20 protein-coding genes and 1 pseudogene are annotated in these 23,855 nt (G+C 47.4%); 3 read left to right on the plus strand and 18 right to left on the minus strand.

Going from position 1 to position 23,855, the window contains the following annotated elements; translation table 11 throughout:
* The first annotated feature begins 138 nt into the window (after positions 1-138).
* Entirely contained in the window at positions 139-2,112 is a 1,974-nt protein-coding gene (locus JO375_RS04950) for a methyl-accepting chemotaxis protein (RefSeq protein WP_229523408.1), read from the plus strand.
* A gap of 179 nt (positions 2,113-2,291) precedes the next feature.
* On the opposite strand, the gene JO375_RS04955 is transcribed toward JO375_RS04950, so the two are convergent.
* The 4 genes from JO375_RS04955 to cymR form a co-directional block, all read right to left on the minus strand.
* Entirely contained in the window at positions 2,292-2,504 is a 213-nt protein-coding gene (locus tag JO375_RS04955) for a hypothetical protein (RefSeq protein WP_229523465.1), read from the minus strand.
* 10 nt (positions 2,505-2,514) lie between these two features.
* The gene (locus tag JO375_RS04960; protein WP_229523409.1) at positions 2,515-3,036 is read right to left on the minus strand and encodes a PRC-barrel domain-containing protein; all 522 of its coding nucleotides are present in this window, start codon (positions 3,034-3,036) and stop codon (positions 2,515-2,517) included.
* Positions 3,037-3,170: 134 nt separating this feature from the next.
* Positions 3,171-4,322: a cysteine desulfurase family protein gene (locus JO375_RS04965; RefSeq protein WP_229523410.1), complete on the minus strand. Its 1,152-nt coding sequence runs from the start codon at positions 4,320-4,322 to the stop codon at positions 3,171-3,173.
* 400 nt (positions 4,323-4,722) lie between these two features.
* Positions 4,723-5,142, minus strand: coding sequence for a cysteine metabolism transcriptional regulator CymR (gene cymR / locus JO375_RS04970; RefSeq protein ID WP_229523411.1), 420 nt, complete (start codon positions 5,140-5,142; stop codon positions 4,723-4,725).
* A gap of 303 nt (positions 5,143-5,445) precedes the next feature.
* On the opposite strand from cymR, the gene mnmA reads away from it, so the two are divergent.
* Complete coding sequence (mnmA, locus tag JO375_RS04975; protein WP_229523412.1) at positions 5,446-6,567, plus strand: tRNA 2-thiouridine(34) synthase MnmA; 1,122 nt, start codon at positions 5,446-5,448, stop codon at positions 6,565-6,567.
* Positions 6,568-6,657: 90 nt separating this feature from the next.
* On the opposite strand, the pseudogene JO375_RS04980 reads toward mnmA, so the two are convergent.
* A pseudogene (locus JO375_RS04980) lies at positions 6,658-7,075 on the minus strand (IS30 family transposase); the annotation flags it as partial.
* A gap of 234 nt (positions 7,076-7,309) precedes the next feature.
* Between JO375_RS04980 and JO375_RS04990 the strand changes: the two are divergent.
* Positions 7,310-8,140 (plus strand): PPK2 family polyphosphate kinase, encoded by an 831-nt coding sequence (locus tag JO375_RS04990; protein ID WP_229523415.1) that lies wholly within the window; start codon positions 7,310-7,312, stop codon positions 8,138-8,140.
* Between the two features lie 146 nt (positions 8,141-8,286).
* Here the strand turns inward: JO375_RS04990 and crcB (JO375_RS04995) are convergent, their stop codons facing one another.
* The 13 genes from crcB (JO375_RS04995) to JO375_RS05055 all read right to left on the minus strand — a co-directional run bounded on the left by crcB (JO375_RS04995) (position 8,287) and on the right by JO375_RS05055 (position 23,782).
* Positions 8,287-8,643, minus strand: coding sequence for a fluoride efflux transporter CrcB (gene crcB / locus JO375_RS04995; RefSeq protein WP_229523416.1), 357 nt, complete (start codon positions 8,641-8,643; stop codon positions 8,287-8,289).
* Complete coding sequence (crcB, locus tag JO375_RS05000) at positions 8,640-9,041, minus strand: fluoride efflux transporter CrcB (RefSeq protein WP_229523417.1); 402 nt, start codon at positions 9,039-9,041, stop codon at positions 8,640-8,642. Before crcB (JO375_RS05000) ends, crcB (JO375_RS04995) begins: the two co-directional genes overlap by 4 nt.
* Positions 9,042-9,128: 87 nt before the next feature.
* Positions 9,129-10,439, minus strand: coding sequence for a replication-associated recombination protein A (locus JO375_RS05005; RefSeq protein WP_229523418.1), 1,311 nt, complete (start codon positions 10,437-10,439; stop codon positions 9,129-9,131).
* A 342-nt stretch (positions 10,440-10,781) separates the two neighbouring features.
* Positions 10,782-12,923, minus strand: a complete 2,142-nt coding sequence (locus tag JO375_RS05010; RefSeq protein ID WP_229523419.1) for a HelD family protein — start codon at positions 12,921-12,923, stop codon at positions 10,782-10,784.
* A 333-nt stretch (positions 12,924-13,256) separates the two neighbouring features.
* Positions 13,257-14,144: a triphosphoribosyl-dephospho-CoA synthase CitG gene (gene citG / locus JO375_RS05015; RefSeq protein ID WP_229523420.1), complete on the minus strand. Its 888-nt coding sequence runs from the start codon at positions 14,142-14,144 to the stop codon at positions 13,257-13,259.
* Positions 14,145-14,206: 62 nt separating this feature from the next.
* Positions 14,207-14,737, minus strand: coding sequence for a citrate lyase holo-[acyl-carrier protein] synthase (gene citX / locus JO375_RS05020; protein WP_229523421.1), 531 nt, complete (start codon positions 14,735-14,737; stop codon positions 14,207-14,209).
* A gap of 1 nt (position 14,738) precedes the next feature.
* On the minus strand, positions 14,739-15,785 hold the full coding sequence (citC, locus tag JO375_RS05025) for a [citrate (pro-3S)-lyase] ligase (protein WP_229523422.1): 1,047 nt from the start codon (positions 15,783-15,785) through the stop codon (positions 14,739-14,741).
* A 23-nt stretch (positions 15,786-15,808) separates the two neighbouring features.
* Entirely contained in the window at positions 15,809-16,981 is a 1,173-nt protein-coding gene (locus tag JO375_RS05030) for an NAD(P)-dependent malic enzyme (protein WP_229523423.1), read from the minus strand.
* 54 nt (positions 16,982-17,035) lie between these two features.
* Positions 17,036-18,595, minus strand: a complete 1,560-nt coding sequence (citF, locus tag JO375_RS05035; RefSeq protein WP_229523424.1) for a citrate lyase subunit alpha — start codon at positions 18,593-18,595, stop codon at positions 17,036-17,038.
* A gap of 10 nt (positions 18,596-18,605) precedes the next feature.
* Positions 18,606-19,487 carry a citrate (pro-3S)-lyase subunit beta gene (gene citE, locus JO375_RS05040; RefSeq protein ID WP_229523425.1) on the minus strand — a complete coding sequence of 294 codons (882 nt, stop codon included), beginning with the start codon at positions 19,485-19,487 and terminating at the stop codon, positions 18,606-18,608.
* The gene (gene citD / locus JO375_RS05045) at positions 19,488-19,781 is read right to left on the minus strand and encodes a citrate lyase acyl carrier protein (protein ID WP_229523426.1); all 294 of its coding nucleotides are present in this window, start codon (positions 19,779-19,781) and stop codon (positions 19,488-19,490) included.
* Positions 19,782-19,826: 45 nt separating this feature from the next.
* The gene (locus tag JO375_RS05050) at positions 19,827-22,070 is read right to left on the minus strand and encodes an ATP-binding protein (RefSeq protein WP_229523427.1); all 2,244 of its coding nucleotides are present in this window, start codon (positions 22,068-22,070) and stop codon (positions 19,827-19,829) included.
* A gap of 188 nt (positions 22,071-22,258) precedes the next feature.
* Complete coding sequence (locus JO375_RS05055) at positions 22,259-23,782, minus strand: 2-hydroxycarboxylate transporter family protein (protein WP_229523428.1); 1,524 nt, start codon at positions 23,780-23,782, stop codon at positions 22,259-22,261.
* Positions 23,783-23,855: the final 73 nt, after the last annotated feature.

The raw sequence follows: 23,855 nt of genomic DNA on the forward strand, positions 1-23,855 counted from the left end.
ATTTAAGTATATGCTTGTATCTATGCTTTAATCCTTCCCCCGAGTCTTGGATTTACCATTAACAAAATCATGCCATCTGTCGATATAAGTACAAAGAACTAAAGATTTTCACATTTCTGAATCACCGGAGGTCGTTACATGAACTTGAAAATGAAACTTATTCTCTTTTTTACTTGCATTGTGGTCGTAGCGGCTGGACCTTTATCTGTCATTAGCATGACAAGCATTAAAAATCAGGCTAACCATGATATCCAAGAACTAATGAGCAGCAAAGCCTCCGAAACCGTCAACCAACTCGACGGATGGACGCGCGGGAACTCCCAAATTATCGAAACACTATCAGCAGAACTCCAATCGAGTGACATTCCTTCGGATGCCAAGGTAACATCCCTGAAAACGGCATTCCAACACTATAAGGATCAAAACATTTCCAATATTTATGCAGGCTTTGAGGATGGAACCTACTGGGATGGCTCAGGCTGGTTTGAAGCAGGCTATGATCCTCGTACCCGTCCGTGGTACAAGGATACCATAGCCAAAGGGGATATCTATTATTCCTCCCCGTATATTGATGCGGCCAGCAGCAATTTCACCGTCTCAATTGCCCACCCTCTCAAGGATTCCAACGGCTCCATCATCGGGGTGGTCAGCGAGGATATTTTGTTAAACGATATGACCAAAATCATTAAAGACATTAATCTGAACGGATTGGGCTATGCATTTTTGATTGACCAAAATGGAGTTGTCGTCGCCCATCCAGATAACAAGCTGGCTGGCAAAAATCTCAAGGACACGCCTGAACTGGGTTCATCTACTGCAACGCTGCTGAGCGCTTCTTCGGGTAAAGCAGATTACAGCTACAATGGCAGTGACCGTCAGCTTTACTTTAAAAAGATGCCTAGTACAGGCTGGATTGTAGGATTGTCGATTTCAAAAGATATTGCTTTTCAGGAGTATTACTCTACTCGCAACCAACTGATCATTGCCGTTGCCATTATTTTCGTCGTTGCCATGCTGCTGGCGGTCTGGGCAGCAAACAGCTTTATCAAGCCGATTCTGAAGCTGCAAATGAATGTCAAACGAGTCGCTGAAGGGGATATGACAACACGCGTAGATATTAAGGGCAAAGATGAAATCGCCAGCCTGGGTACGGATTTTAATCTCATGTCGGATAATCTCTCTAACCTGCTGCGCAAGGTAGCAGATACAGCTGCCGATGTCAGCTCAGCTTCGCATGATATGCACCAGCACGCCAAAGATACGGGAACGATCGCGTCACAAATCTCCAGCGCCGTTCAGGAACTGGCCCAGGGAGCAAGCGATCAGGCTGAGGCCGTGTATTCCGGTTCGGAGAAGCTGACACACATGACAGACTCCATCAACCAGATAGGCGAAAGTGTCAAACGAACCCAAACTGCCGTGTTCGAGACCGATTCTGCCGTGCTGGCAGGCTATGAAACAGCAGAACGTCAAGCGAAGCTGGCGGCAGAATCCAGACAAACAACGACTGCGGCTGGAGAGGCGGTTGACTCGCTCACGCTAAAAACGCAGGACATTGAGCGGTTGGCCGGGGCCATCCACGATATCGCCGCACAAACCAATCTGTTGGCTCTCAATGCTTCAATCGAAGCAGCACGGGCCGGGGAGCACGGACGAGGTTTTGCCGTCGTCGCGGGGGAAGTACGAAAGCTGGCTGAACAAGCGGGCAGTTCCAGTGACAGCATTATGAATAAGCTGGAAGAGATCAAGCTTGCGGGAGTACGAAGTGCAGAGGAAATGAAGAAGGCTCTTGCAGTAACTGTGGAACAGGAGCAGGCTGCTATCGCAACGAGACAGGCATTTGAATCCATCCGGGGAGCTTCACAGCATATGCTTACTCAAATTGAGGACGTCTCCGCTGCGTCAGATCATCTGCGTGTGAATGCCGGACATATTTCTGACGTCATCTCCAGCGTTGTTGCCGTCTCTGAACAAAGCGCAGCTTCTACCGAGGAAGTAGCTTCCTCCGTGCAGGAACAGGGCCATGCCATGAACAATATTGCCACCCTTTCCGCCAAACTCGATTCGCACGCAGATCTGCTGCTGGAAGAGGTCAAACGCTTTAAACTGTAGCATGGGTTATCCCTGTAAAACTGTGGTTATAAAAGAAGGTGACTCCCGGGCCAATAAGAGCCGCGGGGAGTCACCCTCTTCGTTATATTTATCAAGCCTTATCTGCCCATTCGTTATATTGCAAGCCATGGGTAGAGGCTGCTCCATCGTAAACAGCCTGTCCGCTCCATGTGCAAAGCTTAAGAAGAAGCATGAATCTGCGGCAATTCCTGTTGCACCATCTCATCTCCAAAGAACAGGTCATCCAACGAGCTGAGCGTTCCATCCTCTTCTACTTGGTAGACGGACATCTTTTCACCATTTACCTGAAGTTCGATAAAGCATCCCCAGCAATAAAATTGATGGGAACCAATTTTGCCGATATCTTTGGAATTACAATTCGGACATCTCAATAAACTCACCCTATCTATTAACAGAATATATGGCTTTTTCCAGACGCTGCTCGCTTAACGGGGGTACCATAACAGCATTTTCCCCGATGGACATATCTTCGGTGCAGGGCAGCCATTTCCGCCCTTCTATAATATCCGATACAAAACCATCGCTGATTTCCAAGCCTATTATGTTATTGCCCATTTCCTTGTTAAAATAAACATCCGAGATGTGCCCGAGCATAAGCCCTTCCTCTGTCAGCACGGATAAATCCTTCAGTTTACCGGGCCCAAGCAAGTACGTATGTTGTATCTCACCGACCTCCATTTTACGTACAGCCTGCTGATTACGGATCATGATCGCATCTTCACCATACGCAACGATGTCATTCCAAGCAACAACCTTCACTTGAGAAGAAAAAAGACCTTTGCCTTCCAGCTCGATCCCCGTAATTCTCCAATCAGCAGTCACCATAAAATCATGTATTTTACCAATCTGCTTCCCGTTCTCCACATCAAAAACGGCAAGCCCGATCATATCCTGAAGCTTCATAATTAGGGTACCTCCTCATTCTGCAAATCAGAACGAAGGTGCGGTCCTGTTCGTACATGCCTGTCAGACCTTGCTTCCGTTCATGCAATGAAATGGAAAACCGCCCTCCCTTCCTTGTAAATGCGGAGATAATCCTAGTACCTAGTACGCAGCCGCTTCCAGATGGTTTCAATTTTCCGGGCCGTGTATTCCATTTCTTCCATAGTATTACCCAAACCGAAGCTAAAACGAATCGCTGATTTCAAAACATCTTCAGGAAGATTCATCGCCTGCAGTACATGCGACAGCTCCAGAGATCCGGACGTGCAAGCAGAGCCGCTGGCCGCTGCAATTCCTTCCATGTCGAGATTCATCAGCATGGTTTCTGTACCGATGGCCGGAAAGCTAACATTCAGGACATTGGGGAGAGAATGCTCTGGATCACCATTGATCACAAAAGCATCGCTTCCCAACGTGTCTTCCAATGCTTTAAGCAAAGTCTCGCGAAGCTTTGCATCATGAGTCCAGCGCTCCTCTATTGAAGCATTGGCCAGTGTCGCAGCTTTTGCCAGACCGGCAATTCCCGCGATGTTTTCGGTACCGGCGCGGCGTTTTTTCTCTTGGAGTCCTCCATGCAATAGCGGCTGAAGGCGTGTACCCTGACGAACATACAGCGCTCCCATCCCTTGCGGACCATTAATCTTGTGACCCGATAAACTAAGCAAATCAATCGGAAGGCTCTGGCAATCGATGTGAACATGGCCGAAAGCTTGTACTCCATCTATATGGAACACAATACCATGTTCTCTTGCAATCTGCCCTACTTCATGAATCGGCTGGATCACACCCACCTCATTGTTGGCATACATCATGCTGATCAAAAACGTATCGGGCCGAATGGCAGTCTTTATATCCGCAGGGTTCACACGCCCTTTGCTGTTGACCGGAACGTAAGTTACCTCATATCCCGCTTTTTCAAGTTCATCGCAAGCATGGAGCACCGCATGATGCTCGATCGCGGTTGTAATGATGTGCCCGGAAGTACGACCATCTGCCGTAGCTGTCCCGAACAGGGCCAGATTATCGCTTTCTGTCCCACCGCTCGTAAATATGATTTCTTCAGGCTTACAGCCTAAAGAGGCCGCAACGGCATCCCGCGCACCACTGACAATGCGCTTGGCATCCCGGCCAAAGGCATGAACGCTCGAAGCGTTGCCGAATTGGCCGGTCATAATGTCCATCATAGTCTGCGCAACCTCAGGATGCATAGGAGTCGATGCGGCATGATCCAGATAAATTCTGCTCATGTTCATCCACCTCAAATATAAAACATCTTGTTCTTAGTATTGCCGAAGTTCAATTGTATACTTTTTTTGAACATAGTGCACTTGATGACTTAGTGGGGCTCATCAGCCACTTCCTTCAATTGTATATTGAGGCATACAAAGTAGCAATAATAAATCTTGCCGATCTTGGGCGATGGGAATTATCCTGCGTGCTCGTTCTGGGATTTTACCGTTTCATGTAGTGATTAAGTCTGCTACTCTAATTTCATGTTGGATAAGCTCAGACGTCCAAACGCCCCCTATCTATTAAACAAGAAAAAAACACCCCACCAGCGTAGCAGTAGAGTGTTACCGATACTATCGGATTGCACAACAGGATTTTCAATGAATAGATGCGAATCATTTTCTTTATTTATTAACTTTAAATGTAAAACATGTAGTTATCCAATTCATCCTGTTCCTGATATGTGATCAAGTCCCTCAGGGTAGTGGAATCCAGCACTTCTGCAATGCTGTCACGAATTCGCAGCCAAAGCTGGCGTTTGGCCGGATCATCTTCCTCCGTAAAATCGACCGGAGAAATCGGGCCTTCGAGTACACGAATGATATCTCCTGCGGTTACTCCTGCCGGTTCATTCGCAAGAATATAACCGCCATAAGCACCACGGATACTTTTTACCAAACCTGCATTACGCAAAGGTGCAATAAGCTGTTCCAGATAATGCTCGGAAAGCTGATTTTTTTCGGCAATACTTTTCAAAGAAGTTGGACCTTCGCCAAACTTGGCAGCAAGCTCCATCATAATGGTTAGGCCATAACGGCCTTTCGTCGATATTTTCAATTGTGCCACCTCACTTATAGTAACAATTCCGTTAAACACGCGGAATAATTGGTGATATAAACCTCTCTATTCCGATCTTAACCCTCCGCTTATGTTAACATATTAGGGCAAGTAAAGGGAAACATTACAGTTACGATCTTAGTAAAAGTTGCTTTCCAGTGATTTGGAACGGCTTTAACCCGTTTTATACAGCTTTCTTTCGCCGTACGCCTTGTCGTTAGTTTGTCCAAACATCGTATCTTAATATCGTTTGTGTTACAATAGGTGGGTTCTACAATATACTGAAAGAATTGGGTGATGACCATGGCAAAAGCCAATCATGAAACCCGTGTCGTCGTCGGAATGTCCGGTGGCGTCGATTCATCCGTTACCGCGCTGCTGCTAAAGGATCAGGGCTATGACGTAATCGGCATCTTCATGAAAAACTGGGATGACACGGATGAATTTGGCCATTGTACGGCTGAAGAGGATGCGGAAGACGTTCGCCGCGTCTGTGAACAGATCGACATTCCTTACTATACCGTCAATTTTGAAAAAGAGTACTTTGATAAAGTATTCTCCTATTTTCTTGATGAATATAAAGCTGGACGTACCCCTAACCCGGATGTCATGTGCAACCGTGAAATTAAATTCGGCGAGTTTCTGAATAAGGCGCTGGATTTGGGAGCAGATTATGTTGCTACTGGACATTATGCACGGGTTGTGGAAGAAGACGGCCGCTTTTCTTTGCTACGAGGTGTGGATAGCAACAAGGATCAGACCTACTTCCTGAATGCGTTAAGCCAAAAACAGCTGTCCCGTGCCATGTTCCCGATCGGCCATTTGCCGAAGCCGGAAGTTCGCAAAATTGCGGAATCTGCCGGACTATTCACGGCCAAGAAGAAAGACAGCACGGGCGTATGCTTTATCGGCGAACGTAATTTCAAGGAGTTTCTAAGCGGCTATCTGCCAGCAAAAGGCGGAGACATGGTAGATATCGCTACCGGTGAAGTCAAAGGACGTCACGACGGATTGATGTACTATACACTGGGTCAACGACAAGGCTTGGGCATTGGCGGTTCAGGTTCAGGCGAACCGTGGTTCGTAGCCGATAAGGATCTGGAGAAAAATATTTTGTATGTGGTACAGGGGGATCGTCACCACAGCCTGTATTCCACCGGTCTGATTGCAACTGATGTAAACTGGATTGAAGGCGCAGATGCACGTCCGACCAGTGAATTCCGCTGCACAGCCAAGTTCCGCTACCGCCAGCCCGACCAGCAAGTTACCCTGCGATGGCTTGAGGATGGAACCGTACACGTCGTATTCGATGTACATCAAAAAGCCATTACCCCAGGACAAGCTGTCGTGTTTTATGATGGGGAACGGTGCCTCGGCGGCGGAACCATTGATAAGGTTGAAAAGCTTCAGCCTGAAATGGTTTAAATGAATGACTCGTTTGCGTTAGCGCAGCAAGAATTAAAAAAGTCGTCTCTCCGGATTTGGAGGAGACGACTTTTTTATAAAGACAGATTGTCAAGCCAAGTGCGACAGCTCCTCTGAAAAGGATTCGTGAGCGGTTTTCCACCCCAAACATTTTCGGGGTCTATGATTAATCAGGGGGAGAGCTTTCTCCAAGGCTTCGTCCGTAAGTTGAGCGAAATCCGTTCCTTTAGGAAAGAACTCTCGCAAGAGGCCATTGGCGTTCTCGTTCGAACCCCGTTGCCAGGAGGAATAAGGATCTGCAAAATACACCTGTACGCCATGAGTGGCTTCCAGGCTAGCACAACAGGCAAATTCTTTACCACGGTCAACCGTAGCGGTTTGGAACACCTTTGCAGGATACTGCCCAGACCGCTACACCAAAAGCAATCTCCATGGACAAAGCCGTACGGTCAGGCATTCGAATGGCGGTGTACAGGCGCGTTTTGCGCTCGATGAACGTGGCCACGCAAATGGGGTGTGAGAACTTTCATTCTACACGAATCCGGCCATGGGCCATTTGTTTATTTATTTCCAGCAGGTGTGCACTTCATTTACAATCTGTCTTTTCCAATTCATAAATTTCTCTAAAATAATCTAGCCTCTCATGACCTTCAAGCAAATGATATGGTTTTTGATAACCCTCCCATTTGGGTATATGATGAAGACAAGATATCATACTTCAATTGAAAAGGAGCGTGCCTTTATGTCTGATTCATTAGGAATGCTGACACCGGGTAAAAAAGTTTCTTTGAAAGAGTGGGACCCCAAAAATACGGCGGGGATCAAGGATAAAGAAGAAGTCCGGGAGGAAACGGATCAATTGAAGGAGCGCTTCGCGGAATTGCAAAGTAAATTATTTACGGAAAAGAAACAAGCCGTTTTGTTTGTGTTTCAGGGGATGGATTCCAGCGGAAAAGATGGTGTGATCAGGCAGGTATTCACGAACCTGAATCCGGCAGGGGTGACTGTCCATAGCTTTAAATCACCTACGGCTGAGGAATTAAGTCATGATTTTCTGTGGCGTGCCCACAGTGTAATTCCGGGACGTGGATACATCGCAGCATTCAACCGTTCTTATTACGAGGACGTACTGATTACACGTGTTCACGGTCAGGTATCCGATAAGCAGGCCAAACGGAATATGAAACATATCAAACATTTTGAACAGTTGCTGCTGGATAGTGGTGTAAAGGTAGTGAAAATCTTTTTACATATTTCCAAACAGTTCCAGATGGAAAAGCTGATTGACCGGATCGAGAAGCCCCACAAGAACTGGAAACTTGATCCAAGTGATTTGCAGGAGCGAAAATTTTGGAAGCAATATAAGCAATATTATGAGGACGTGCTGGAGCTGAGCACAACCAAGCAAGCTCCCTGGTATATTGTTCCTTCGGATCACCGTTGGTACAGGGATTATACCGTTTTGCGAATTGCGGTCCAAACGCTGGAGGATATGAAGCTGTCCGATCCTGATCCAAGGCCAGAACTGGAAGCCCTCTTGCCTCAGCTGTATAAAGAACGGGATAAAAATTAGCTTCTTAAGCGCTGCGCTAAATCCACATTTGGTGAAACATGCCTCATAAAAAAGCTTTCGAAACCGACCTCGGCCGAAAATGCCACAGTCTGGATTCGGAGGCTTTTTTTCCTTTTGCAGTCTGCATGCGGGGAATTATAAGTATATTAACTGAGTCTATATCCGATAGCCGCGGCAGCAACTCCTATTACCAAAGAAGCGAATACATACGCAGCCATGCGCCGGTATTCTCCACGCTCCATCAATTGAAGCGATTCATAGCCGAATGTTGAAAAGGTCGTGTAGCCGCCGCAAAAGCCTGTTCCTAGCAGCATCCAGAGTGCAGGTGACAAATGGTGCTGTGTAAATTCGCCATACAGCCAGCCCAGCAGTAATGAACCACTCACGTTAATGATCCACGTGCCCCACGGAAATGCGGTGCCCAACCTCTTGCCGGCCCACAGGCCAAGCCCATATCTTGCCAGTGTACCTGCAACCCCGCCTGCCGCTGCCCACCAGATCATAATCGTTCCTCTTTGGGCGTAGCCTGCGTCATCTTTGTACCTAGACGGATACCTGCCCACGTCAAAAACAGACCGCCGCCTACGCTAAACAGCAGGTACAACACAGCCGTCAGCATACGATCATGAACGGTGAGGCGTACAGCATCGACTGCAAAGGTGGAAAACGTAGTGAAGCCACCTGTAAAGCCCGTCCCGATGGCCAGTCGCAGGCGGGGCCTGATCCGCCAGGACCGCAAGGTAACCGTAAAGAACCAGCCCAAGAACAGGCAGCCGACCCAATTGATCAGCATCACGCCAAGTGGAAAATCCGCCCCGGCCGCAGGCAGCAGTGATTGCGCGCCGTAGCGGGCAGAGGTCCCGAGCGCTCCGCCTGCCGCAACGAATAGCATGTCTTTCATTTTTTTATCCCCTTTTTCACTCATGCAGAATCACGGTGTCATCATATCCAATCCATATACGCCGCACGTCTGTCTACAGCATGCATCCTATGACTGTGCTTCACGCCACCGCTGGTTTTGTTTGATTTTTGACTCGTTCCCCTGCTCAGTAGCCTGGTAAAAGATCTGGTCTGCTATCGAATCAGGCAAATATTGCTGTTTCACATAATGGTTCGGATAATTGTGCGGGTATTGATACCCAACATGTCCGAGCTTTTCCGAGCCTTTGTAATGTGCATCGCGCAAATGCAGCGGCACCTCGGCCGATTTGATATCGTCCATCGCCGACATAGCCCGTGAAATGGCCGTGTATACAGCATTCGATTTCGGACTTTCCACAGCGAACAAAATGGCTTGGGCAATGTTCAGCCTGGCTTCGGGCCAGCCGTTATTGCGATAGGCTTCAAGCGCGCTTACCGCCTGTACCATCGCCTGCGGATTCGCCAGGCCAATATCCTCGCTGCTCGCCGCAATGAGGCGGCGAATAAAGGTCATCGGGTCCATGCCAAGCTTCTCCACGGCGTACAGGAACCAGAACAACGCCGCGTCGCTGGAGCCGCGAATGCTTTTGTGAAAGGCAGACAGCACGTCATACTGCGTGGACTCGTCTGCCTTGACAGTCGGGCGGCGGATGGATTCCTCCGCGACTTCCAGCGTCACGTGAACCGTGCCGTCTGCCAGCGGAGGTGTCGTGAGCGCCGCCAGCTCCAGCGCGTTCAAGGCACGGCGGATATCGCCGTTGGCCATGGACGCGATGTGATCCAGCGCAGCTTCGTCCACCTGAAGCCGCATATAGCCAAGCCCCTTGTCCGCATCGCCCAAGGCGCGGCGCATTGCAGCCAGCGAATGCTCCTGCGTCAGCGCTTCAAGCTGAAACAACGTAGAACGGCTCATCAAGGCGCCGTTCACGTAGTGAAAGGGATTTTCGGTCGTGGCGCCGATGAACACGATCGTTCCCTTTTCCACCGCAGGCAGCAGTGCATCCTGACGTGAGCTGTTGAAGCGATGTACCTCGTCGAGAAACAAAATCGTTTTTTTGCCGTACATGGATTTATTCATTTGTGCACGGTCAATGACTTCTCTTACGTCCTTCACAGATGCATCTACCGCATTCAGGCGGACGAAATCACCTTGTGTATGCTGTGAGATGATATGTGCCAGCGTTGTTTTGCCGCACCCCGGCGGTCCATACAGCAGAATAGAAGAAACCTGATCCGCCTCTATAGCTCTGCGCAGCAGCTTGCCCGGACCGATGACGTGCTCCTGTCCAATATATTCATCCAGCGAGGTAGGACGCAGGCGATCCGCAAGCAAACGGTTGCTTGGCGTCGACTCCTGAGAATATGAAAACAAGTCCATTTTATTCACTTCCTTATGGTTATATGGACGAATACCGCTTGGAAAGCATTGTTGATCATATTCGACCACACAGTTAAAAAAACTGAAAATTCACATCATCAATTGAATTGAAACGCTATGAACCGCCTCTTATTCTACCATACCCGCAAACAAGTTGCAGATTGCATGGTCATGGTACAAGCTCCACTTCTACAAGTCTCCCCACATAACAAGAAAGAACAGCCCTGGACAAAATGAATTCCGCGGCTGTTCTCAGACTAGCATACTTTCCATAGTATCCACCACAATGGTGAACCGAAATCTTATGTTATAGCACAACTGATTTTTTACAGCGTGTCCCTCTTACTCCGGCTGCCTCCGCACATAACTTGGAAGCTCATCGGCATACATGAGCCACAGCTCATGGAGCGCACGGGTACATCCCACATACAACAGCTTGGCATCCCATGCCAGTTCCCCATAATGCTTATGGTCGGCGTCCGCTACAACGACTGCGTCGAACTCCAGCCCTTTGGAGAGATACACAGGCAGAACGGACAAGCCGCCTTCATATTGCTTTTTGCCGCCATCAATCAAATGGACATCCAGCCCTGCGCTTATGAAAACTTCATGTAATTTCACAGCTTCTTTCAAGGTACGTGTCAGTACAGACACAGTCCGATAGTTCTTGGCAGAAAGCTCTCTGAGAGCAGTAAGCAAATGCTGTTCACGCCCCGCTGTGTCATAAGGCACGGTACGCACCGGATCGCCGCTGCGAAATACCGGAACTGCTGTGATGTCGCCGCGAACCCCCTGCTCCAAAATCGTATTTGCAAATTCTATAATTTCCAAGGTTGATCTATAACTTCGGGTAAGTGCAAAATAAGCCGTATGTTCCGGTGCAAAAAGAGAGCTCATTTCCTCCCATGCATGTACGCCGCGGTATTCATGAATCCCCTGCGACAAATCGCCCAAAATCGTGAACGAATGCCCTTTTACGAACAAATCCAGCAATGCGATATGAAAAGGTGAAAAATCCTGCGCTTCATCAATCACCACATGGTCAAAACGTTGCGACGCTTCTACCTCATGAATCAATACATGAAGATAGACCAAAGCAGTCAAATCCTCTTCGCGGATCACCTGTTTTCGAAGGTCCGACTGTGTGGTCTTGAAAATCGCTGCCGGCAAAGAAGCCTTCATTTCCGCGGCTGTCTCTGCAGGCAATCCTTTGCTTGTCTGAAAAAGCTGCTTGTAAAGCGTGAGTGCGTCGTATTGAGGCCATTTTTTAGCATATGCCTTTTCACGGGTCCCTGCTTTTTTCTTGCGTTCCTTGAGCGCAGCCGCCGAAGGCGACTTTTTCAGCTCCATTTCAATCCAGCGATGGACTCTTGCAAGCACACGCTCCTTCCGCTTCGCGAGCGGGTATGGCTTGTATTCCTCATTGAACCAATTCATAATCTCAGTTCGCGGCAGCACCGCCCCGTCCCATGGAGAAAAATCGCCGTCCGGCACCGATATGGGCTCCAGCCGTTCCACAAAAGTTTGAAGCAGCTTCATAAAGTGAATCGAACCCTTGAATCGTCCCGGCGCCTCATCCATAGATTCCGTTCTCAGGTGGTCGCCCTCAAACCAATAGGATAAGGTTTCGGCAGGGTCTGCCAGAGGCAGATCGAGCCCCAGCAACTGGAGTGCCCAGTCTGCAAATGTGCTTTGCTGAATATTTCCGACCCCCAGCTCTGGAAGCACATCTGAAATATAATCGAGAAACATATGGTTTGGTGCAAAAATGACCATCTTGTCCGCCGACACTTGATCCTTATACTGATAAAGCAAAAATGCGAGACGATGCAGCGCTACCGTCGTCTTGCCACTTCCAGCCACCCCTTGAATAACGAGGGCTGTATTTTTAGCCGCTCGGATGATCTGATCCTGCTCGGCCTGAATGGTAGATACGATATCCCGCAGACGATTATCCTTGTTCTCTCCCAAACGATACACGAGAAATTCATCGGAGACAGCAGGCTCGTCGCTCTCACGATTGTACGTATCGGCGACCCGTTCCAGCATTCTTTTACGGATGACCACGTTGCGCTTCAGATATACCAGACCCTCAATCGTTCCCTCGGGAGCCTCGTACGAAGCGGTTTCTTCTCCACCTGTAAACGAATAAAACAAGCTGGCAATCGGTGCACGCCAATCAATCACAAGCGGATACGCCGACGTTTCTTCCCGCTCTACGCCGACTTTACCGATATACAGCTGTTTGCGCTGCCCTCTTCCACGCTCGTCAAAATCCATGCGGCCAAAATATGGCTCCTGTGCGCTTTTGGCCAATGCCTGACGTTTTTCCTCACGTGCGGATTCCAGCACCTGCTCGGTAAAATCATGCCCGGTGTATACCGGCGTATTGCGAAGCCGTTCTAATCTTCGATCAATTTCCTCCATAGCAAGCGACAGCTTGTGCTGTTCTTCTTGATAGGCACTTTGAAACTCATTTTTCATTTCAGTTACCTCCTAAGAGTATCAAGTCTCGATTTCTGCATCTCTTCACTTGCTTCGACACAAAAAAGAAAAATAATCATAACATATATATCCATAAAAATCCAACCCTATTTTCTTAAATGCGCCTGTTTTCACATATGAAAAAACCCAAATTTCCCTCTCTCCGGTTCAGCGAAGTTTACATACTTTTCAAGTGAACGATGTGGTTGCCTTGACATAAAAAAAACCTTACAGCAGCAGGTTTTACGAATTAACCTGTCTGTCGTAAGGGGAACATATCACTTCGGGGCAGCCCTTTTCGTTTAATTAGGCCAGGGATGAACCACATTACCGTTATATTGCAGGTGGCGCCAGACATAAATATTCCAACATGATTGTCACTGCCAATAAATCAGCGGAGCCGCCAGGACTAACATTTCTTTGCACAAAGTCATCGTTCATCTGATGAATCATGGCGACACCTCTATCTGACAAGATACCACCTGCCTCTAGCGCCTGTTTGGCATATTGCTGGACATAGGTTAGCATCTCCCGATCGTGTCTGCCAACGACATTCGTATCTTCGTTGACAGACATCAGTTGTAACAGGGTTTGAACACAGATATCATTCACATGATATCGTTGCGATGACTTCAACTCACGATAGACGGGCAGAGCATACGCTCGCACGGTGGGAAAACCTGCTTCCACCTCGCCACGTATGCCCGTCATGCCCCACTCTTTATACAATCGTTCGCCGACCGTTAAGCCTGTTGATTTTTTCAGGGATGCAAGCTCACTCGCACATAAACCTTTGGTCATCTGAGCAATGGTCTCACCAATGACTTGTTCATCCAGCCTGCTAGGAGTTGCTTGTGCTGTACAACAATACGCGGCGGCGGCACACATAATTCCTAGTGAAAAAATAAGACCTTTATGTGTGTTCACACCGCCTGTTGCGGCGAACATAGCCTGTTCGGCTTCCTGTCCCAAGGGTCGCAGATTCGCAAATAGTACACGGAGATCCACTCCATGAAAGGAACCTCCCGCTTTTGCACATTTTTCAAAATAGCCGGAAAGTGCAGCCGCACTAGACATAAACGTAAAGAAGTCCATATCCCTGTGAGCGCCACGATTAAACCGGTCTACCAGTCCCGGCTTGGGGCTGGCGGAAACCTCTGTTAGCAGCGCAAGAACAGCCTGTTGACCAAGGCTTTTACTTAATAGGCTAGTTGCAATCATACATACTAACAACCTTTTTCTCTGGATTTTTTAATTGATGATGAACGATCATGCTCGTTTGACTACTTGATGTGGTTTTGCGTATAACTGTCCACTAGTGCTTCGATAGCTCCCAGCAATTCGGGAAGTGCATGCGCTCTACTCCGTCCACATGCATGCGCAGCCTGCTCGCACATGAGACATTTTCGCTTGTCCAAGCCCAGTTCATCTCTGGAGATTGCCCTTCCATTGGGTCCAATTACATCCAGATCCAGCAGTCTTCCCAGTGGATGCCCATCTTCAATCGCAATGACCAGCTTTTTCAATGTTCGCGCGTCAGCATGAACGGCAACATATGCTTCTGAACCTGTTGGCAGATTATACGTTTCACTGTGCAGCGCTGTCATTTGGTTCACTGCCAGTTGACTCGTCAAGATTCGATAACCTTCATGAAAAACGTATTTACTAGTTGGAGTGGACTTCTGTGGTCCCGGGATATTGATCGTCATACTGATCAGAGGTAACGCGTACCTGTCGATCAGTTGTTTTTGTCTACCTGCCCGGTTTTCGCGTGCCTGTAGCATTTCCTCAAGGGTAACCTCATACGAATACATGTTATGATATCTCACTGATACGCCTGATGATTTCCCCAGCTTCCACGGACAATAAAAACTGATAGGTCGTGTCCGGTACAAACTGTTTCACTTTATCCATTTGACCCAGATGGATATATTTGCGGACCGCAGAGGCGCTGATTGCGTCCCCTTCCCATCGCAGTCGCGGTATTTCCTCTACCTCAATTCCAACGGAAGGCAACAATTTTTTCATGATCGTGTTATACCTGCGGGTCAAGACACAGCTTGGCTCCTCACCGATATATCGTTTTTGAATATTTAGCAACGGAGCTATATACTGGCTAAATATTTTTAAATCCAGTGATATATACGTACTTGCTGCCTCTTCATCATTTTTGAGAAAGTAGGAAGGAAACGTTGCGCTCGAGATGATATAGTCTTTGCCTTTGTGCAAGACCACATTGTCCAAGTGTCTTACGCCTTCTTCCACTAGTCTGTACCTGACATCTGATGAAAAAATGGATCGGTCCTCCCAGACTACAAAAAGATGGACCTTTTCCCAAGCTGCCGCTGCATGCTCGATTAAGTGCAAATGTCCAAGTGTAAATGGATTACAGTTCATGACAATCGCAGCCGAAGGTACGAGATCGCCCGATTCCTGCAAAAGTTCTTGCTGATACTGCCGCACACCATCCCATCGGTTTTCCAACAAGACAGCCTTGGCAGATTCCTCCACGATTGGATAAAAGCCGAGAGTTTTGAAAATGTGTTTATTTACTGGTTTGGTATAAATAAACAGGTGATCCCTTCCTCGCCTGTATTCCTCACTCACTAAATGGCTAACGATTTGTGCCGATAGCCCCTGATCTTTATAAGCATCATCTACAGCAATGCACTTCAGTACACTGCCTGAAAAGGAACCCGTAGCGGCAATGTCGCTGCCATCTACAATTTCCATCGTATATTCCATTTGATCGTCTATTCCAAGACCTTGGCGCTTGAGGAAATCGCGAAGCTCTCTTTGAGCGTCTTTAGAGCTTGGATTTAAAATCTCTTCACGCAAATGTTCCATCCACATAGCCATCATAATCACCGTTTTCCTCGATGTCTTTATTTTCTTACTACACCGCTTTGTTCTGCGACGATTTTTACTGCTTTGCTAACCGCTGCACTTACTCTTTTGTCAATTGCATCTGGAACGATATAGGTATCATCAAGCTCCTCGTCTGTTACCAAAGCTGCGATGCTTCGGGCTGCCGCTAATTTCATTTCCATTGTGATGTCTGTGGCCTTGGCATCAAACGCGCCTCTGAAAATACCGGGGAATGCCAGCAGGTTATTGATTTGGTTGTGAAAATCCGATCTGCCGGTGGCAACAATTCTTGCTCCGCCTTTGTGTGCTTCCTCCGGCAAAATTTCTGGAATCGGATTGGCAAGGGCAAAAATGATGCTTTCAGTACTCATGGCTTGCACCATTTCTTTTGTCATTACATCTGCAACCGATAAGCCGATAAAGATATCCTTGCCTTTTAGGACTTCTGCAAGGCTGCCTGTTTCCTTATCACGATTCGTCAGCTTGGCGATTTGCTGCTGAGGTTCATTGAGAGAAGTGTCGCCTTCGACCAAGGCGCCATTCATATCGCACAGAACCATATGCTTCACTCCTGCAGCAAGCAATAGCTTGGCGGTGGCAATACCCGAAGCTCCTGCTCCATTGATGAGGATGTGCACCTCCTCCATTTTTTTGCCCACAAGCTTCAAGGCATTAAATAACCCTGCAAGCACAGCAACTGCCGTTCCATGCTGATCATCATGATAAACCGGAATGTTCAGTTTTTCTTTTAATTTGTCCTCGATATAAAAGCATTCCGGCGCCTTGATGTCTTCAAGATGAATGCCTCCAAAACCCGGGGCGATCACTTCAACCGTGCGCACAAACTCGTCTGGATCGGTGCTGTCGATACAGATAGGGAACGCATTCACCCCGCCAAATTCTTTGAGCAACAAAGCCTTGCCCTCAATGACAGGCAGCCCTGCCTCTGGGCCAATATCCCCCAGACCCAGCACGGCTGTCCCATTCGTCAGAATTGCCACGCTGCTCCCTTTAATCGTATATTCATAGGCTTTGCTCTTATCTTTGGCGATTTCCTTGCATGGCTCGGCAACGCCAGGTGTATAAGCTATCGCTAAATCCTGTTTACTTACGACCGGTACGGTCCCAGTAACCTCCAGCTTACCGTTTCTTGCGCGGTGTGCCTGTAAGGCGGCTTCTTTTATACTCATAAGTTTGTTTGTACTGAGCAGCTGCCCAATACTTCCTCCTTTTGGTTTATAATTTTAGCGTCCTTGTTTCACTTGACGAATGACATCAATTACGGAACCATCACGATATTTGATTACACCCACAATTTTATCTTCCCATTGAATCGGCTCTGGTTTGCCGACAATCCGCGTAGCCTTCTCTTGCAACTCTTCGATCGTAAAGACAGGAAGCTTGGCGGCTTTGAAGCTAGCCAGGAGATCCTGGCGGAGAGGGTTTACCGCGATGCCTTGATCGGTAACCAGTACGTCAACCGTATGACCTGGCGTGATAATGGTATTTACACGATCAAGAATGGCAGGCATTCTTCCGCGAATTAGCGGGGCGACGATGATGGATACCGCAGCGCCTGCAGCAGTGTCGCAGTGTCCACCGGAAGCTCCGCGGATAATCCCATCGGATCCGGTAATTACGTTCACATTAAAATTCAGATCAATCTCCAGCGCACTTAGCACAACAACATCCAGTTGGTGAGCAGCGCAACCTATATTTTCAGGGCTTGCATAATATTCCGCACTAACTTGTTGATGGAATTTGTTCTTTCTCAGCGATTCTACGGCATGCAGGTCGAAGCTCTGCACGTCCAAAAGCTTTTTAATCAATCCTTCTTCATGCAGGTCAACGATTTGTTGGGTAATCCCCCCCAGCGCAAAGCTTGCTTTGATATTGGCGGCAAGCATTTTTTCCCGCAGAAATCGGGTAGTGGCAAGCGCAGCACCACCGGAGCCGGTTTGCAATGAGAATCCATCCACGAAATATCCGGATGCTTCAATCACATCTGCCGCGTTTTTGGCAATTAACAGTTCCTTCGGATTCTTGGTATAACGGGTAGCTCCTGAGACAATCCCTTTCTGATCACCGATGCGATCCACGACGACCACATAATCCACCTGCGTTTCAGCAATGGCGAATGGAGTGTTCGGATAGAAGACCAAATTGTCCGTGATCATCACAACATTGCGCGCATACTGTGCATCTACCATCGCATAACCCAGGGAGCCGCATGCCGATGGAGCTTCGTTTACGCTGGAAGTTCCGTTTGCATTGCCATATGCATCACAAGAAGGGGCGCCCAAAAAGGCTACGTCAATCGGGCATTCCCCTGATGCAATCGCCCTTGCGCGACCACCGTGAGAGTTAATCGTCACCGGAATATCAAACAATCCGTAGGAATATGCCTGAGCCAGCTCGCCTCTAAGACCACTGGTCTCGATTCTGCGAATGACGCCGTTTCGTACATGCTCTACCAACGGCGCATGAATATCCGTCAAGGAGCTGGCTGCCAGAACAAGATCACGAATACCCATTTTGGCGATTTGATCCATAACCATATTTAAGATAAAGTCCCCGTTGCGGAAATGGTGGTGGAACGAGATCGTCATCCCATTACGCAAGCCTGTAGCTTCAATGGCTTTCTCTACCGAATCCATGATTTTGTTTTTGGCAGGATTTCGCTGGCGGTCTTTTAACCGCTCTGTATTTTTAAATTGCCCGTAAGTCGATTTGCAATCAAAGGGAGTTATCGCATCAAGTCCCTCAATAACTAGAGGAATTTCTCTCCCAGCACCGTTTAGCATAACATCCACCTTACTCTACGTTTATTTTTGCCGCTTCCGCCAGGTCAAGTATTCTACGTGCACGTTCTACAATCGGACGGTCAATCATTTTACCGTCGAGACTGATTACCCCTGAGCCTTTGGCCTCCGCTTCGAGACTGGCCTCAATGATCCGCTTTGATTTTTTGATCTCTGCTTCTGTTGGTGTATAGATGCGGTTTACAATCTCGATCTGACGTGGGTTAATAATGGATTTGCCATCAAAGCCCAGCTGTTTGATCAGTTTCACCTCGCTCGCAAAGCCCTCCTCATTATTTACATCCGAGTAGACCGTATCGACAGCAGCAATGCCAGCAGCTCTTGCCGCAAATAATATAAGGCTTCGTGCTGTCAACAGCTCAATGCCTTCTGGCGAGCGCGTTGTCTTCAGGTCTGTGACAAAATCCTCCGCTCCAATGGCAATGCCGATAAGTCGCTTGCTGGCAATCGCAATTTGCGCCGCATTCAATGCGCCCTTGCCGCTCTCAACCGCTGCAAAAAGCTTGATTGTCCCGTGCTCCATGCCGATCTTTTGTTCAATTTCGGTAATCAATTCATCCGCCTCAATCACGTCATCAGCCGTCTCCGTTTTCGGCAATCGAATGGCAGTTGGCTTCGCTCGTACAATCGCTTCAAAATCGTCTCTGCCATACGGCGTATTGAGCGGGTTTACCCTGACCAGCACCTCGGTTCCCCCGAAATCAAAGGTTTTCAAAGCCTGGTAAACCAGCAAACGTGCCGCATCTTTTTCGTATAATGAAACGGAATCCTCCAGGTCGATCATAATCGAATCTGCCCCATAAATATGGGCGTCCCGGATCATCCCCGGGTTATTCCCTGGAACATACAACATGGTCCTTCTCAGTTTCTGCATCTATTCCGCCTCCCATGGCCGGCAGCCGCCCTCGACCACTCTGCTTACGGCTGTCATTACTCTAGCCTTAATGGCGCAATCCAGTGCGCCTTTATCATTCGCGCGGACATATGCATGTTCAATGCCCATTCCTTGTAATGTTTCGAAAATCACTTTGCGAATCTGGTTGCCAAACTGGTTCTCTACGGTACTTATCAACTCGATTTCAATACCTTTCGTCCCGTTCGGCTCAATGGAAATCGTGATATCGCTTGATTCCAGTGTACCGGCCATACCTACTTGCTGAATAATCAATGTCTACACCTCTTTTGCCAATTGGATGGGAGATACTCTCCATCTTCAGGATTGCAGAACCTTATAAATCATTTGTGCCATATCTGAACCTGCTGCAGGCTTACACATGTATTCATCAATGATCAATCTCTCCTTGTATGCCACCACATGATCCTCGACATAACCGGTAATCAGGATGATCTTCATACTTGGGTTGATTACCTTGATACGTTCAGCCAATTCCGTACCCGTCAGATAAGGCATTGTCTGATCCGTAATGACCAGATCATAATGGTTGGGAGACTTCTCAAACCGCTGCAATGCTTCCACACTGTCTGATTCTGTCTCAACGTGGAAACCATACGATTCCAGTCCTTTTCTCATCACTTTCAACACACGCTGTTTATCATCGACCAAAAGAATGCGCTTTTGTTCAGTAAACACAGGGTTCATATTCATCTCGGTCTCTTTTGCTACAAACGCCGTTTTCGGCAGGTACACCGTAAACGTACTCCCCTTGCCCAGTTGCGAATCCACGGTAATAAATCCTTGATGTTTTTCGAGAATGCTTTGGACGATATACAATCCAAGCCCCGTACCCTCTCCTGCCGGTTTGGTTGTGAAAAAAGGATCAAAGATTTTCTGCAAGGTGTCGTCACTCATCCCTCTCCCCGTATCGGAGACAGATAAAGTAACGTAATCGCTGACTTCCAAGACGTTCTCGCGGATTTTTTTTACCTCTTGCAAGGGAATGGAATCCAATATGATTTTTAGTTCGCCACCAGTTGTTTTCATTGCTTGATAGGCATTGTTGCACAGGTTCATAATGACTTGATGGATCTGTACTTTATTTGCAAAAATAACGGCTGAATCTACCCGTTTGTTGAACACAGCATTCACTTTGGGCGAAAGGAAGGATTTTATGAGTCCCAGTGCCTCTTCGACTTGCTCTTCAACTTTGACCGGAGCATTTTTCTTGACCTTTCCACTCTCCAGCCGACTCAATAGCAGGATTTCCTCGATTATCACTCTTGCTTTCTCCGAGGCATCATAAATCTCACTGACGTAATCATAAATTTCTTCAGTAGGTTCTATACTGCTAAGCATGATTTCTGCATAACCTCTGATAGGAGTTAGAAAATTATTGAAATCATGGGCAATTTCCCCTGATAGCGTGCCGATCAACTGCAGCTTCTGCGAGTGCTGCAATTGTAGATCCTTTTTTCTCAGCAGCTCATTTTTGTTATGCAGTTCCCGCAAATACCTCGTCTCGTATTCCAGCGCCTCTTTATTTTTCTTCGTCCTCATGATGATATAAACGGCACAAGCCAACGTCAGGACGATCATTGAAAAAATCTCAATAGTTTTAATTCGATTTTGTGCAATCGGTTCTCTCACATCATCGTAGTTCATGGCGGCGGCAACCACCCAAAACGAGTCACCGAGATGAACACGGGAAAATGCCTCAATCTTTTTCGTCTTGGTATAAAATTCGTCGCCCCACCAGTACGAATGGTAGAAAGCTGAGCCTTGTTCCTGGGTGAGCTGCATTTTGAACAGTTTTTCCAGATCGCGGTAATCAAGCCCCGGGTGTTTGGCTTTCATCGCTGATAGCGATAACCCGATATTTTCTTCGCTCGGGTGCATGAGATAGTGGCCTTGCTGATCCTTGACGTGGATATAACCCTTGGTCCCCACCCGAATCGGCTTCAACAGCTTCTCATACACAGCGTTCAGATTTACCACACTGATCAGCGCACCTTGAAGTTTCCCATCGAGATAAACAGGCTGAAACAGATGCACAATATAATGGCCTTGCTTCTCCAGCTTGGCACTTGCGATAAACGGTTTTTTTTCTCGCAGCACCCTTTGAATATCATCCTTGATTAATTCATAGGCTTTCATCGCATCCGTACGATTGCGCTTGGGAAAAGTGTGTATCACTCTCCCTTTCAGGTTCACCTGGCTAATCCGATAGATACTATCTCTTTTGGCGGTATAATAAGCAGATAGGTCTTCGGCAATCACAGCTTCATTCTTATTGGCTATGGCGAGCGCCATCTGCCGGTTGCCTGCCAATATTTGCAGCGTGTGCATTTGTTCGTCGAAAAAGGATTCAATAGACGTGCTATTTAGCTTGGCAATCGTTAGCAATTGCTGCTGCTGCTGTTCAATTACGGTACGCTCTCCGTCCATATACGAGCCGTAGGCCATCCACAGCAGAACTAGAAAAGAAATCGGAAGAGCTAGCATCGTGATGAATGAAAAATGGCTTCGATAATGAAACAGTATCTCTCGTTGAAATCTCATCCTGTTTTACCATCTCCATCGGCTAGTAGCCCATCATTCCCTAGCCCTAGTGCTAGGGCTAGTCTGCTTCCGATTATATCAGTCATCCACGTGCGTCTACTAAATGGTGTCTCAAGACAACTTTATTGTAATGACAAGATCTTAAAGTATCCTGTCAAATTATTAATTTTTTTTAAGATTTCACTGCCCTAGTGTGTAAGATATCGCAGCAGGAAAATAGCGAGTGTTACCGTTGCTGCACCACCGAGACGTGTGGATACCTGGGCAAATGGCATGAGTACCATTCTATCGGCTGCAGAAAGAATCGCAACATCCCCTGTTCCGCCTTGGCTGCATCGGGTAGAAGTAATAATCGCAGCTTCAACCGGATACATTTTCATCCATTTACCAGCAAAATATCCACTCACAACCACGGTCAATACAGTTACAAAAATGGTGATGAAATACGCAGGGCTAATTACAGAAATCAGTGCCTCCCATGGTGTTTTAGCCACACCTACCGCAAGCAGGAGCGGGTACGTTACGGCGATCACAAAGAAACGTTGCATCTGTTGCGCTCCGTCTTCAAGGAATTTGGGCAACCAGCCAAAATATTTGGCCAGAAATGCCGCAAAGAGCATCACAATCGGACCAGGCAGACCAACTAGCTCAGCGGCCAAGGTACCTACCATGAAGAATGCGATAGCTAAAATGGCTCCGGCAGCCATTTGGTAAAGATCAAGCGGTTTTTTGTTTTTATCTTCTGCAAGTCCTAAAACATCGCTATCTCCTGTTTTGAGCAGCGTGCCGTTGCCGGTAAGTTTTGGTTTTCTATCCCCCAGTTTTTTCATCAAGCCGGACAGGATAATAGCACAGAGGCTACCCAACATGACCGCAGGAATAACCATGGCAAATTGTTCACCTTGGGTCGAACCTAAAATTTGGGCGTAGCCGATAGAGAGTGGAATCGCCCCTTCACCAACGCCTCCCGCCATGATAGGGATAAGGATGTAAAACAAGGTATCATACGCAGGGATTCCCAAAGCCACACCTGTAAGCAAACCGACGCCTGTTCCGAGAAGGGAGCCGATCGTCAAAGGGACAGCCAATCTCACGACCGCTTTTATCATGAGTTCCCGGTTCATGCCAAGGATACTGCCAGCGATAACAATTGCGATGTACACATACAGGAAATTTGTATTATCCATAAAGATAGTAACGGAATCAATTGCTGACTGCGGGAGAAGATGAGCATACACCATGTAAGAAGGGACAAACGTTGCCATAATGGCAGCACCGCCGATATCCTTTAGAATCGGAATTCGCTTTCCGATTTCCGCCAGAATAAAGCCATACAATACCATGACAGATACAGCCCCAGGCATATCACTTTCGAGCTTTCCAGAGTTCATCAGCAAGTAGATAACAGCCATAAACGGGATGTACAGACCTACAGGAATGACCCCTCCAATCTTGTAATTCAACACCTTTTGCCATTTGGACTCTGTTCGTGGCTGTAGCTTAAGCTCTGCGGCTTCTTGTAGATGATTAGTAACCACTTGATCGCCTCCTAGATGATCAATCTGCGTTTTATCCTCGAACCAATCGCTAGCACAGGTGTTTACAAGACTTTGTAGTAAAACGTTTTCATTAGATGATTCGGGATAACTAAATTGTAAAAAGAAGATCTTAAAGTATTCTGAGTAATCCTTAAATGTTTTTAAGAACCACATGAAAAATGTAAGTGCTTTTAACGTATTTGAGATAGTCAGGCATTGTGATGCCGACCTCCAAAGTTATGTATTT

Source organism: Paenibacillus farraposensis (assembly GCF_020736845.1).
In the GTDB taxonomy this organism is placed as follows: domain Bacteria; phylum Bacillota; class Bacilli; order Paenibacillales; family Paenibacillaceae; genus Paenibacillus; species Paenibacillus farraposensis.